The organism is Nocardioides kribbensis (assembly GCF_015070375.1).
In the GTDB taxonomy this organism is placed as follows: Bacteria; Actinomycetota; Actinomycetes; order Propionibacteriales; family Nocardioidaceae; genus Nocardioides; species Nocardioides kribbensis.
In genome coordinates this window covers 22,743-35,630 of sequence record NZ_JADCLL010000003.1, presented here as the reverse complement: position 1 = coordinate 35,630, position 12,888 = coordinate 22,743, and the positions used below count along the sequence as shown (strand labels likewise).

The following is a 12,888-nucleotide window of genomic DNA, read 5'->3' as shown; positions in this document are numbered from 1 at the left end:
GGCGGCGCACCCTCAGCCGCGGGCGACGTGGTCGAGCATGCGCTCGGCGGTGTCGACGTCGAGGGCGGCGTGGCCGTCGCCGACGGCGACCCAGCCCAGCCGGCGGGCGAAGAAGGCCAGCTGGAGCGGCTCCGCGAGGCGGTCGGCCAGGGCCTCGGAGCCGGTGGCGGCGACCAGGCAGGCGCGGTGGGCGCGCCGGGCCTGGGCGAGCAGCGGCTCCTCGTGCCAGGCGCGGGTGAAGGTGCTCAGCACGCGCTCCGGCGAGCGGGAGCGCAGGCCGACGCCGTGCTCGAGCAGCGACACGGCGGCGTGGAGGGCGTCGTGGCCGGGCACGCCGTCGGGCATCGCGGTGTCCCAGTCGACGAGCCCGACCAGCGCGTCGTCGCGCACCAGCCAGTTCTGCGCCGAGAGGTCGTGGTGCTGGAGGCTGCGGTGGGTGAGGTGGCGTACGTCGCGCAGCGCCGCCTCGACCAGCAGCCGGGTGCGGGGGGAGCGCACCAGCGGCAGCGCGGGCTGGGCGTCGGCGAGCAGCCGGTCGGGCCCGCCGGGCACCGCGGTGGCGGAGGCGAGCCGCTCCAGGCCGGAGCCCAGCGAGGCGTAGGCGTCGCTGTAGGCGCCGCTCCAGCCGGGACGCCCGGGGGGCCGCACCCACAGCGGCCGGCCCGCGAGCCCCTCCTGGGCCTCCAGCCCGGCGATGCGGCCCAGGCAGCGGGGCGCGAGACCGAGCGCGGCGGCGCGGGTGAGGGCCTCGGCCTCGGCGGCACCGTCGGCCGTCGCGTCGGGCGACTTCAGCACCAGCAGCGGGTGGGGGTCGTCGGCGAAGACGAAGACGAAGCGGCGCCCCGAGCGGTCGACCTCGAGCGCGGCCAGCCGTGCGGGCACGTCGCCGACGAGGCGTCCGGCCCCCGGCGCCCCGGCGTCACCCGAGCCACCGGCGTCACCCGCGTCACCCGAGTCGCCCGGGTCACCGGCACCACCGGCGGCCGCGACGAGGGTCGGCCAGGCCTCGCGCACCGCGTCGAGCACGGCGTCGGTGGCCGGGGCGGGGCGGTGCGGCAGCCGGGCGACCAGGGAGGCGACGGCGGGCGCGGGCAGGCCGCGGCGTCCGACCGCGGCGGCGAGCGGCCCGCTGCGCCGGCGGGCGGGCAGCCCGTGGTTGAGGGCGTGGGAGAGCTGCTCGCCCAGGAAGAGCGCCGGCCAGGGCAGGTCGGTCGAGACCAGGACCCGCCGCGGCCGGCGCAGGCGGGCGTAGCGGCCGCTCACCGACGCGCGACCCGGCGGGCGACGCCGGCGACCACGGCGTACTGGTCGGGGGCCAGGCGCCGCGAGGCCAGCGCCCACGCCGCGAGGTAGACCACGCCGCCGAGGGCGAGCTCGACCACCACGGGCAGGTCGAGGGCGAGCAGCACGCCGAGGAGCACGACGCCGCCCAGGGCGGCCGAGGTCAGGGGCTGCAGCAGCCGGGGGCGGTCCTCCAGGTCGCGCACGACGTAGACGACCAGCAGGCTCTGGGCGAGGTAGGCCACGCTGGTGGCGATCGCGGCGCCGACCCCGCTGTAGGCCGGGATGAGGGCCAGGTTGAGCCCGGTGTTGACGGCCAGGGCGAGCACGGAGGAGGCCAGCAGCAGCCGGTTGCGCTGCTGGGCCAGCATGAGGGAGTTGCCGAAGAAGGCGATCGCGAAGAGCATCGGCGCGGGCGCCAGCCAGGCCAGCACGGGGGCCGCGGCCTCGCCGTAGGGCGCCCCGAAGAGCAGCCGCAGCACCCGCTCGCCCTCGACGACGCAGACCACGGCGAAGGGCAGGTAGACGAAGCCGGCCACGGCCACGCCCCGCTCGAAGGCGTTGCGGCGGCGCAGGGTCGAGGAGGTCGAGCTGAGCACGGGCAGCACGGCCTGGTTGATGGCGTGGGCGACGAAGAGCACGGTCTCGAGCAGCCGGTAGGCCACCGAGTAGACCGCCACCGCCTCGTCGCCCTTGAGCGCGGCCAGCAGCACGGCGTCGAGGCGGAAGAGCAGCATCAGCACGAGGCTGGAGACCCCGAGCAGGAAGGTGCCCGAGGCCGCCGCGGCGAGGTCCTCGCGGGTCAGCTCGCGGGTGCGGGTGTGCAGGTCGAGGTGGCGTACGGCGAGCACGTGCGCGCCCCAGCCCGCGAGGGTGCCGACGAGGAAGCCCGAGGCCACGCCGACCGGTCCGAGGCCGAGGCCCAGCGCGGCGACGATGACCACGGCGGTGACCAGCCGCTGCACGACCAGGGCGCTGGAGACCGCGGCGGCGCTCTGGCGCACGGCGGCCGCGCCGCGGGCGCTCTGGCTCCACATCTCGGGGAAGCCGGCCAGCACCATGAGCACGATCACCACCCAGGTGCCGGTGTCGGCGCGCGACTGCACCGCCACCAGGGAGGCGACGGAGAAGACGACCAGCCCGAGCCCGGTCTTCTCGACCTGGGTGGCGCGGTAGAGCCGGGGCAGCGAGTCGGGCTCGGCGGCGCCGCGGCGCACCAGGCCCGAGTCGAAGCCCCACGCCGCGACCGAGCTGAGCAGCAGCATGAGGGTGAGGGCGTAGGAGACCGCACCGAAGTCCTCGGTGCTCAGGGTGCGGGCGGCCGCGACCGTCCAGGCCAGGGTCGCCACCTTGCCGAGGATCTCGGCCACGCTGCGCACGGCGGTGTTGAGGGCCGCCCGGCGGCTGAGCTCGCCGACGCCCGAGGTCGGTGCCGAGGTCCCGGTCGAGGTGTCGGCCGGGGTGTCGGCCGGGGGCTCGTCGGGGCCGGCCGGGCCGCTCGCGGGGGCCGGCGGGTGCGGTGAGGTCACGCGCGGTCCCCTCGCAGCCGGCCGAGGCTGCCCCGGGCGCAGCCCACGGCCTTGGCGACGTCCTTGAGGGCCAGGGCGAGGGGCATCAGGGCCACCGTGGCGGGGTCGGCGTGCTCGGCCCGGGCGCGGCTGAGCGGCACCGCGAGGTAGCCCAGTGCCCCCAGGGCCAGCAGCGCGCGGGTCGCGGCTCCGCCGCGCACGGCGAGCGCGGGGGCGACGAGGTAGGCCGAGCCGCGCACGAGGTCGCGGCTGACCAGGGGCCAGGAGCCGGCGCGCCCGCCCCACTCGCCGTACTTGCGGTACATCGCGGCCGTCTCACCGATCCGGCCCGACTGGGCCCAGGTCACGCACGCGTCGAGGGCGAGCACGCTGCGCCCGCCGGCGGCGCGCACCGCCGTGCCGAAGACCGCGTCCTCGGAGGAGTAGAGGGACTCGTCGAAGCCGCCGGCCCGCTTCCACGCCTCCACGGTGCAGGCCATCGAGCGACCGTCGAGGCGGGCGGCGTCGAAGCGGCGACCGGTCAGCGTGCCGGCCATCCGCACGAGCGGGGTGCGCCGGCGTGCCTCGGCCACGGCGGGGAAGAGCGCGAGCCGCGCGGCGTCGCGCCAGGGGTCGCCGCCGTCGACCTCGTAGACGCCGACCACGAGGTCGACGCCCCGGCCGCTGGAGCCCACCGCGTCGGGGCCTGCGGGGCTGACGGGGCCGCCCTGGTCGGCCGCGGCCGCTGTGTCGCTCGGCGCTGCGGGCAGCCGCTCCGCGAAGGGCGTGCGCAGCGCGTCGAGCCACCCGGGGGCGGGCTCGACGCCGGCGTCGGTGCAGGCGACGACCGCGTGCGTGGCGTGGGCGAAGCCGTGGTTGCGCGCCGCGGAGAGGTTGACCCCGGGGCCGGGCAGCACGCGGATGCGGGGCTCGCGGCGCGCCCAGGCGGCCAGCTCCTCGCTCGTGCCGTCGGTGGAGTGGTCGTCGACGAGGAGGTACTCGTCGTCGGGGCCGAGCTGCTCGACCACGCGGGCGACGACGCCGTCGACGTGGCCGGCCTCGTCCTTGAAGCAGGTGAGCACCGTGACCGGCTCGGCCGGGGCCAGGCCGGCGCCGGGGCGTCCGGCGGTCTCGGCCAGCAGGCCGACGGTGAGGGCGGTGCACGTGGCGGCGTCGGGGTGGGCGCTGTGGAGGCGCTCGGCGCCCAGCCGCGTCGCGCGGCGTACGTCGGGGTCGGCCAGCTCGGCGAGGCCCCGGGCCACGTCGGTGACGGCCCGCGCCCCGTCGGGCGTCGCGGGGTCGCCGGTGGCGACGACCCGGCCCGCGGCGGCGGCCATCCGCTCGACCTCGGGGTTGCCGCGGCCGCCGAGCAGCGGCACGCCGGCGGCGAGCGCCTCGAGCGCGACGAGGGAGTAGCCCTCGCGGCCGAAGGCCCCGGCGCTGCGGGTGAGCACGGCGACGGCGTCGACGGCGGCCAGCCAGTGGCCCGCGTCGTCGACCTCGGGCACGAGCCGCACCCGTCCGGCCACGCCGAGGTCGGCGGCGAGGGCTTCGAGGCGGGCGCGCTCCCCGGGCTCGGAGGGGTCGTCGGGGCCGACGACGAGGAGGTCCCAGCCGGCGGCGGCCGGCTCGGCGAGCGCCGCGATGGCGGTGTCGACGCCCTTGTAGGCCACCAGACGGGTCAGCATGGCGAGGGTGCGGTGCCCGGCGGTCGGGGCGTGAGCGGGACCGGTCGCGCGGGTCTCGCCGGGGGGCGCCCCGGCCGGGGCCTGGTCGGGCACCGGCACACCGGCCGCCGACCAGAAGGACTGGGCCTCCAGGCGCGAGGCGACCTCGCGGGAGGGCCGCGGCGGCGGCACGAGCACGGCGTCGTCCCGGCCGGTGGCCGTGGCGACGGCGGCCGAGGTGGCGAGCACGGCGTCGGCGAGCGCGCCCAGGGGGCGGGCCAGGGTGGAGTCGAAAGAGAAGTCGTGCTTGGCCCACACCACGGGCACGCCCACCAGCCGGGCGGCGGGCACGGCGGCGGCCGCGGCCTTCACGCCGTTGGCGAGCAGCACGTCGGCTGCTCCCGCGCGCAGCCGGCGCGCCAGGTCGGCGCCGCGGGCGGCCAGCGAGCGGGCGTCGGGGCCGGTGGGCAGCACCAGGGTGGGCACGTCGCGCCGCTCGAGCTCGGCGCGCAGCGGACCGTCCTCGAGCAGCCACACCTCGGCGTCGAGGCGGGCGGCGGCGCCGTCGAGCAGCGCGAGCAGCCAGCGCTCGGAGCCGCCGAGGGTCGCGTAGGGCGTCACCACCACGCACCGCAGCGGGGGCGTGGCCGGGCGGTCGGCGGCGTCATGCGTCGCGACCGGCTCGGCGGCCGACCCGGTGACGGCTCCGGTGGCCGACCCGCCGCGTGATGCGGAGTCAGCGCCGCCGCGCGACCCGGTCTCGGACCCGAGCGGGTCGGTCGGGCCGGTGCTGGTGCTGCTCATCGGGTGTCCTCCGTGCTGCGCGGGGCGCGGGTGGGCTGGTGCGGCGGGAGGGGGGTGCGGGTGGTGCGGTGGGCGGGGTCGAGATCGACCTCACCGGCTCCAGTGTCGCCGATGGGCCGGGCGTCGGCGGGCTCGGGGCGGGCGCCGGGGTCGGGCGCCGGGAGGTCGGGGTCGGAGGACGTCCGGCGCCGCGGTGCGAGGGGCCGCACGACGCCGGCCAGGTCGGCGGCGCGGGTCTCACCGGGGCCGTCGGGGCGCTCGGTGCCGCGCACCCGGCCGGCGAGGTCGGCGAGGCGCGCGCCGGAGCGTGCCGCGGCCCGCGGGCGCTCGGCCGCGGGGCGCGCTGCGCCGCCGCCGGCGGATGCGGCGCGACCGGCCGGGGTCGGCACGAGGCTGGGGTGCACGGCCACGACCGGCACGTCGGCGAGGTGGAGGTCGGGCGCGCGGGCGGGGTCGGGGGCGGGCGGCGCGGCGACGTCGGCACCGTGGAGGTGCCAGGCGCCCAGCAGGGCCACGACGAGGAAGACGGTGGTGACCACGGCGGCGTTGCGCAGCGGGTAGTCGACCATGCCGTGGGCCACCACGGCCACGAGGGCCGCGGCCAGGGCCACGGGCACGCCGGCGTCGCGGGGGTGCGGCCCGGCGGCCAGCAGCCGCGTCGCGCGCACCGCGGTCACCACGACACCGGCCATGAGCGCGAGGAGGGCGAGCAGGCCCGGCACGCCGTACTCGCTGGCCGCGGCGAGGAAGAGGTTGTGGGCGTGCTCGATCTCCAGCACGATGCCCTCCCCGCTCAGGCCGCGCGCGGCGTAGGGGAAGCCGCCGGGGCCCTGGCCGGTCACCGGGCGCTCGGCGAGCTGGCGCAGCGCCTCGGCCCAGATCTGGCCACGCTGGTCGTAGGGGTTGTCGCTGGCGTTGAGCACGCTGTCGAGGCGGGCCAGCAGCGCCTCGGCGATGCCGGCGCCCGCGAGCTGGAGCACCACCACGACCGCGAGGGCGGCTCCGGCCAGCGCACCGATCGGGCGGCGCGCCTGGGGGCTGAGCAGGGCCAGCGTGACGAGCCCGACGACGGCCCCGATCCAGGCCCCGCGCGAGAGCGACTGCGCCAGCGCCGCGGCGAGCAGCCCACCGGCCACCAGGCACAGCAGCTGCTGGCGGCGCGAGGTCGCGGTGGTGCCGAAGCCGATGGCCACCACGAGCAGCACGGCGCTGAAGAGGCCGAGCTCGTTGGGCTGGGAGAAGACGCCCTGGGCGCGGCCGCTGACGACCGCGCCGCCGTAGAACGTCGTCGAGGGCCCGGAGCTCACCAGCGCCCAGCCGGCCGCGACCGCCCCGCCCGCCACGGTCGAGGCGGTGACGAGCACCAGCGCCCGGCGGCTGCGCAGCGCGCTGGCGGCGGCCACGGCGAGCAGCACCAGCAGCAGCAGCTGGACGTCGAGCCTGAAGGCCACGTCGCTGCCGCGGGCCAGCGGCGTGGCCAGCGCGGCGCTGAGCAGCATCGCCAGCAGCGGCACCGCCAGCGCGGGGGCCGGCAGCCGCAGCCCGTGCGTCAGCGCGGCGCGGCCCAGCAGGGCGACCACGGCGAAGGCCACCGTGAGCTGCACGACCTCGACGGGGCCGACCGGCACGGGGCCGAGCGGCAGGGTCAGCCCGACCGCCGCGAGCATGGTCTCGGGGCGGCGCGGCACCACCGCGGCCAGGCCGGTGGCCACGACGACCGCCACCACCGCGGCCGGGCCGAAGCGCACGCCGAGCTCGGCCAGCAGCAGCCCGGCGGCGATCCCGCCGACCACGCAGCCCACGACGCAGGCCAGCGTGGTCAGCGCGGCGGGCAGGAGCGGCACCAGGGGCCGGAGCGGCCCCAGGAAGGCCGGTCCGCGGGCCGGTCGCGCGGGCGCGGCCGGCAGCAGCGTGGTCATCCCCGGGGCCCCCTGCCGTCGGCCGGCGGAGTGGTGCCGGTCGACGGGTCGGGCTCGGGGGCGGAGGCGAAGGCCGCGCGCTGGGTCGTGGTGCGGTGCGTGGTCGTGGGTGCGGCGCCGGTGTGCTGCGGGCGCCTGATGGGGGTCGGCTCCGAGGCCGCCTGCTCCGGCGCCTCGGCGACCGGCGCCTCGACGACGGGGGGCTCGCTCGGCACGGCGGTGGGTGCGGCCTCGGGCGGGCCGTCGGGGGTGCGGTTGGGCGTGCGGGTGCTGACCTTGTGCACCAGGCGGCGCAGGGCGGGGGCGCTCTCGAGGGCGCGCCAGGCGCGGCGGTACTGCGGCATCAGCTTGACCCGGAAGGAGCGCAGCGTGTCGGTGGCGTTGACGTCGACGCGGGAGACCGCCATCGGCCCGGCGTCGTCGAAGACCGAGAAGGCCTCCAGGAAGCCGGCCGCGGCGACGGCGGCGCGGGCGGCGCGGTCGTGGGCGCCGTAGGGGTAGGCGAAGGAGCGCACGCACCGCACGGCCGGGGCGCCCAGGAAGTCGGCGAGCTCGGCGCGGGCCAGCGCCGTCTGGCGGTGCAGCTCGTCGGGGTCGATGCCGCGCAGGTCACGGTGGTCGCGACCGTGGAGGCCGATCTCCACCCCGAGCGCCGGCAGCCCACGCAGCCGCTCGGGCTGCAGCAGCGGGCTGGAGGCGGGCTCGGGCAGCCAGGTGGCGGTGGCGCCGACCAGGCCCGAGGGCACGAAGAGCACCGCGGGCACGCCGAGCCGGTGCAGCACCGGTGCGGCGAGGTCGGCCACGGAGTCGAAGCCGTCGTCGATGGTGACCAGGACGGTGCGGTGACCCGAGCGGCGACCGGCGCGCACGTCGCGGTAGCCGTCGAGGTCGAGCGCCTCCCAGCCGTGGGCCAGCAGCCAGGTCATCTGCTCCTCGAGGCGGGCGACCTCGACGAAGAGGTTCTCCGGGTCGTCGGCGCGGCGGGTGGTGCAGAAGCCGTGGTACATCAGCACCACCGTCGAGCGCGACGGGCGCAGCGGCGAGCGGCGACCGGCGGCCGCGGTGGAGCCGGTGGTGGCGGGCTGCGGCTCAGCCATCGGCGTGGCTGACGGTCGCGACGGTGCGCATCGACTCCACGACCCCTCGCGGCGCGCGGTTGAGCACGACGCCGCGCACGGGGATGCCGTGGCGGGCCAGGCGCCGCGCGGCGCGGCGCACCCGGTGCACCGGCGCCCCGAGCGGCACGACCAGCAGCACCGACGCGGCGTGGAGACCGACGACGTCGGCGCCCTGGCTGCCGACCGGCGGGGCGTCGACGATCACGCGCTCCCAGGAGCCGGCGGCCTCCTTGAGCACCTCGCCGAGGCGGCGCTCGGTGAGGGCGTCGGAGCCGAGCTTGCGGCGCGTGCCGACGACGGGCACGCGGCCCTCGCGGTCGATGGCGGCCTCCAGGTCGGCGCGCCCGGCGAGCACGTCGTCGAGGCCGACGTCCTGGGGGAGCAGCAGGTGCTTGCTCAGGCCGGTGCCCTCGAGGTCGCCGTCGATGAGCAGCACGGCCTCGCCGGCGTCGCTGGCCGAGCGGGCGAGCAGGAAGGAGATGGTGGTGCCGCCGGCGCCGAGCTCGCTGCCGAGCACGCAGATCGGGCCGCTCGGCGCGCTGCGCTCGCTGGCCAGCAGGCCGGTGCGCAGGGCGCGCGCGGCGCGCAGCACCTCGTCGTCGCTGACGACGTTGCGCCGCAGCAGGCCGGGCTGGGGGAAGCGGCGCATGCCGGCCACGACCATCGCGCCGGTGGCGGCCTCGGCGTCGCCGCCGGTGCGGATGCGGGGGCGGGCCAGCTCCACGGCGCAGGCGGCGCCCAGGGCGACCACGAGGGCGATGAGCAGGAGCACGGCCTCGAGCACGCGCTTGGAGGCGGTGAGCGGCGGGGCCTGGACGACGGCGGGGGAGAGCACCGAGACGTCGGTGGCGTCGTCGTCGGCGCCGAGCACCCGGGCGTGGGCGGCGACCGCGTCGGCGATCTCCTCGGCGCGCTCCTCGGTGGCGGCGTCGACCACGATGCGCAGGTTGGCCGAGTCGAGGCTGGACTCGACCGAGACCGCCTGCTCGAGCTCGTCGACGTCGATGCCGGTGTCGTCGGAGACCCCCTGCAGCCCCGTGGGCGAGGCGAGCAGCACGGCGTACCGGTTGACGGTGAGCTGCACCAGGTCGGGGTTGGCGTACTCCACCGACGCCGGGGTCACGCCGACGACGCTGACGGCCTCGGCGCGGGTCGGCTGGGCCTCGACCCACCAGATGCCGACGACCGCGACGGGCACGAGCACGAGCACCATCCACGGCCACCGCCAGCGCAGTGCGCGGCGAACTGTCTCGATCATCGTGCGGTTCCTCCTGCAGGCACGGCGAAACCTCCCCCCGGAGGAACTGTCAGCCCATGATCTACCCACGATGGGTGAGGACCAATCTGAGGGACACGTCACGTGAGTCGCCGAGGCGGGCGCGAGCACGTCTCCGGGGTCACCCGGGCGGGGGTTCCTGGCCGGCCCGGCGCGCCGATAGGCAGGACCCGGGGCGCGCCGGCCGCGGGGTGGTGGGCCCCTGACGACGTGCAGGGACGACGAGCAAGAACGACGAGCAAGAACGACGAGGAGGAGGCCGACGTGGCTGGTGGCGAGGACCTGACCGGTGCGGGCGCCGACCCGGGCAACGACCCGGTGTCGCAGTGGGAGGTCGCACGACAGCGGGTGCGAGCGCTGGTGACCGGGCTCGACGAGGAGCAGGTGCAGCGCCACGTGCCGGCCTGCCCCGACTGGACCGTGCGCGACCTGCTCAGCCACGTCGTCGGTCTGCCCGTCGACGTGCTCGACGGCGACGAGCCCGAGGACCACGACCCCGCCTGGACCCAGGCCCACGTCGACCGGCGCCGGGGCCGTCCGGTGGCCGAGCTGGTCGCCGAGTGGGACGACGTCGCACCGCGGCTGGTGGCCTGGATGGGCGAGCACGGCAGCCGCCCCCTCAACGACGTCGTCATCCACGAGCAGGACCTGCGCGGCGCCGTCGGCGAGCCCGGCGCGCGCGACACCCCGGGCCTGGCCGAGGTACGCCGGCGCATGGCGGGCCGGCTCGCCGACGCCGTCGGCGACCTCCCCCCGATCGCCCTGGTCGACCCCGTTCCCGGCGGCTGGCGCTGGTGCAGCCACGGCGGCGACGGCGGGGTCGACCCCGACGACGCGCCCGTGCGGCTGGAGGCCTCCGGCTTCGACCTCTTCCGGGCCCTGACCAGCCGCCGCACCGCCGACCAGCTGCGCTCCTGGACCGTGCGCGGCGAGATCACCCCCTACCTCGACGCCTTCGCCGGCCTCGGCGACCTCCCCACCGAGCCGCTCCCCGAGTAGTCGCCCCCGGTGGTTGAGGAGGGAGGAGCGCCAGCGTCGGCCTCCGGTGGTTGAGGAGGGAGGAGCGCCAGCGACGACCGTCTCGAAACCACTCTCCGGTGGGGTGGTTTCGAGACGCTCGCTGGCGCTCGCTCCTCAACCACCGCCCACTCTCCGGTGGGGTGGTTTCGAGACGCTCGCTGGCGCTCGCTCCTCAACCACCGCGGGGCCCGGTGGTCGAGGAGCGAGGAGCGCCAGCGACGCCCCCGGTGGTTGAGGAGGGAGGAGCGCCAGCGACGACCGTCTCGAAACCACCACCACCCCGCCGACCTACGATCCCTGCGTGCCCACCCCTCGCCCGCGACTCACCCCGGGCATCCGCCTGGTCGACGCGGTGATGCGCGCCAGCCCGTCGTTCTCGGTGGCGCGCATGGACCCCGCCCGCCTCGAGCGGGTGCAGGCCCTCGCCCTGCCCGACCGCGGGCCCGTCGGCCGAGCCCTCGGCGTGGTGCTGGGGCGGGTGCAGCCTGGCGTGGTCGTGCGGACGACGGCCTACCCCGCCGCCTACGGCGAGGTGCCGCTGCGCGTCTACACCCCGCCCGGGCCGCCGCCGGCCGCGGGGCGCCCGCTGGTGCTGGCCTTCCACGGCGGCGGCTTCGTGCTGGGCAGCGCGCGGCAGGGCGACTGGGCCTCCAGCGTGGTGTGCCGTGAGGTGGGCGCGGTGGTGGTCTCGGTCGACTACCGGCTCGCCCCGACCCACCGGTTCCCGGCGGCGCTCGACGACTGCCTCGGCGCCCTGCTGTGGGCGGTCGAGCACGCCGCGGAGCTCGGCGCCGACCCCGAGCGGGTAGCGGTGATGGGGGAGTCGGCCGGCGGCAACCTCGCGGCGGTGGTCGCGCTGCTCGCCCGCGACCGCGGCGGTCCGCGGCTGCGCCACCAGACGCTGCTCTACCCCGCCACCGACCTCACCGAGGCCCTGCGCGAGCACGACTCCTTCACCGCCAACGACCACGGCGTCGTGGTCAGCCTCGAGGACCTCGAGGTCTTCCTGGGCCACTACCTGCCCGAGCCCGGCCCTACCGCGGTCGACGCCTCCGACTGGCGGCTCTCCCCGCTGCTGGCGCCCGACCTCGCCGGCCTGCCCCCGGCGCTGGTCGTGGTGGCCGGGCTCGACCCGCTGCACGACTCGGGTGTGCGGTACGCCGAGGCGCTCGCCGCCGCCGGTGTCCCCGCCCGCGTCGAGGACTTCCACCGCATGCCGCACGGCTTTCTGGGCTTCCCCCACCTCGCCCGCTCCGCGCGGCCCGCCATGGACGCCGTCGTCGCGGCCCAGCGCGCGGCGCTGCGGTGATGCCGGCCGGCGGGCGTCGACTGGTCTAGTCGCGCCGGTAAAGACTGCGGTGGGACGGTAAAGAGCCGCGCGAGTCCCGGTCGGCTCCGGCCGTCCTTCCGCAGGGTGTGGGCGATCACCCGACCCGCCCGCGCTCGCGGGCGCTTCGTCCGAAAGGCACCACCATGCGCCTCCCCTCCCGCCCCTCCCGCCCCTCCGCCCGTGCGATCGGCTCGCGACTCACCTTCGCCAACGTCACCTCCGGGCTGTGCCTGGCGGTGCTCATCGGCTCCGGCACCGCCCACGCCGCGGTGCAGGGCATGGTGCGCAGCGTCGACATCATCGACAACCGGGTGCGCAGCGTCGACCTGCGCGACAACGGCGTGAAGTCGGTCGACATCCAGGACGGCACGCTCCAGGCCGCCGACTTCGCCGACGGCGCGCTGCTCGTGGGACCGCAGGGCGAGCAGGGTGAGCAGGGTGAGACCGGCGCCCAGGGCCCGCGCGGCGAGACCGGTGCGACCGGCCCCCAGGGCGAGCGCGGCCTGACCGGCGCCACGGGTGAGCGCGGACCCCAGGGCGAGCAGGGCGTCCAGGGCGAGACCGGCCTCCAGGGCATCCAGGGCGGGACCGGGCCCCAGGGCGCGACCGGGCCCCAGGGGCAGACCGGGCCCCAGGGCATCCAGGGCCCGGCCGGCGTGTCGGGCTACGACGACAGCTCCGCCTCCACCACGGTCACGGCGACGCCGGCGGGTGCGGTGTTCACGGCGGCGGCGAACGCGGTCTGCCCCGGGGCCAAGGTTCCGCTCGGTGGTGGCTACGTGCTGGCGCCGGGTGGGAGCCAGCCGGTCCAGGACATCCTGGTGACGCAGAACCAGGCGGCGTCGTTCGGACCCGGCGCCAAGGTCTGGCGCGTCCAGGCGGTCTCGTCGGACCCGTTCGCCCTGACCTCCACGGCGATCTGCGCCTCCGTGTCGACCTCCTGACCCGCGGCGAGCAGCGTCCCG

General features: G+C 77.7%; 9 protein-coding genes. 3 read left to right on the top strand and 6 right to left on the bottom strand.

All coding sequences use genetic code 11. The features are described from left to right. Window positions 1-12 precede the first annotated feature (12 nt). Genes IR170_RS09120 through IR170_RS09095 form a run of 6 tightly spaced genes read right to left on the bottom strand, consistent with a single transcriptional unit; the run spans window position 13 to window position 9,555 of the window. Window positions 13-1,263, bottom strand: coding sequence for an aminoglycoside phosphotransferase family protein (locus tag IR170_RS09120; protein ID WP_193662160.1), 1,251 nt, complete (start codon window positions 1,261-1,263; stop codon window positions 13-15). Then, a complete protein-coding gene (locus IR170_RS09115) occupies window positions 1,260-2,810 on the bottom strand; it encodes a flippase (RefSeq protein WP_193662159.1) in 1,551 nt (516 codons plus the stop codon). Before IR170_RS09115 ends, IR170_RS09120 begins: the two co-directional genes overlap by 4 nt. Next, the gene (locus tag IR170_RS09110; protein ID WP_193662158.1) at window positions 2,807-5,260 is read right to left on the bottom strand and encodes a glycosyltransferase; all 2,454 of its coding nucleotides are present in this window, start codon (window positions 5,258-5,260) and stop codon (window positions 2,807-2,809) included. The genes IR170_RS09115 and IR170_RS09110 overlap by 4 nt, the downstream gene beginning before the upstream one ends. Beyond that, entirely contained in the window at window positions 5,257-7,179 is a 1,923-nt protein-coding gene (locus IR170_RS09105) for an O-antigen ligase family protein (RefSeq protein WP_193662157.1), read from the bottom strand. The genes IR170_RS09110 and IR170_RS09105 overlap by 4 nt, the downstream gene beginning before the upstream one ends. Continuing rightward, complete coding sequence (locus IR170_RS09100) at window positions 7,176-8,276, bottom strand: polysaccharide deacetylase family protein (RefSeq protein WP_193662156.1); 1,101 nt, start codon at window positions 8,274-8,276, stop codon at window positions 7,176-7,178. The genes IR170_RS09105 and IR170_RS09100 overlap by 4 nt, the downstream gene beginning before the upstream one ends. Further along, entirely contained in the window at window positions 8,269-9,555 is a 1,287-nt protein-coding gene (locus tag IR170_RS09095) for a hypothetical protein (protein WP_193662155.1), read from the bottom strand. Before IR170_RS09095 ends, IR170_RS09100 begins: the two co-directional genes overlap by 8 nt. A 282-nt stretch (window positions 9,556-9,837) precedes the next feature. Between IR170_RS09095 and IR170_RS09090 the strand changes: the two genes are divergently transcribed. From IR170_RS09090 to IR170_RS19930, 3 genes are all read left to right on the top strand, one after another. Further along, on the top strand, window positions 9,838-10,572 hold the full coding sequence (locus tag IR170_RS09090) for a maleylpyruvate isomerase family mycothiol-dependent enzyme (protein WP_319804986.1): 735 nt from the start codon (window positions 9,838-9,840) through the stop codon (window positions 10,570-10,572). A gap of 322 nt (window positions 10,573-10,894) precedes the next feature. Further along, window positions 10,895-11,902: an alpha/beta hydrolase gene (locus IR170_RS09085; RefSeq protein ID WP_193662154.1), complete on the top strand. Its 1,008-nt coding sequence runs from the start codon at window positions 10,895-10,897 to the stop codon at window positions 11,900-11,902. Window positions 11,903-12,066: 164 nt separating this feature from the next. Continuing rightward, the gene (locus IR170_RS19930; RefSeq protein ID WP_264674799.1) at window positions 12,067-12,867 is read left to right on the top strand and encodes a collagen-like protein; all 801 of its coding nucleotides are present in this window, start codon (window positions 12,067-12,069) and stop codon (window positions 12,865-12,867) included. Window positions 12,868-12,888: the final 21 nt, after the last annotated feature.

Coding starts and splice junctions, on each gene's coding strand:
- IR170_RS09110 (WP_193662158.1), bottom strand. CDS start 5,260: ATGAGCAGCACCAGCACCGGCCCGACCGACCCGCTCGGGTCCGAGACC.
- IR170_RS09105 (WP_193662157.1), bottom strand. CDS start 7,179: ATGACCACGCTGCTGCCGGCCGCGCCCGCGCGACCGGCCCGCGGACCG.
- IR170_RS09100 (WP_193662156.1), bottom strand. CDS start 8,276: ATGGCTGAGCCGCAGCCCGCCACCACCGGCTCCACCGCGGCCGCCGGT.
- IR170_RS09095 (WP_193662155.1), bottom strand. CDS start 9,555: ATGATCGAGACAGTTCGCCGCGCACTGCGCTGGCGGTGGCCGTGGATG.
- IR170_RS19930 (WP_264674799.1), top strand. CDS start 12,067: ATGCGCCTCCCCTCCCGCCCCTCCCGCCCCTCCGCCCGTGCGATCGGC.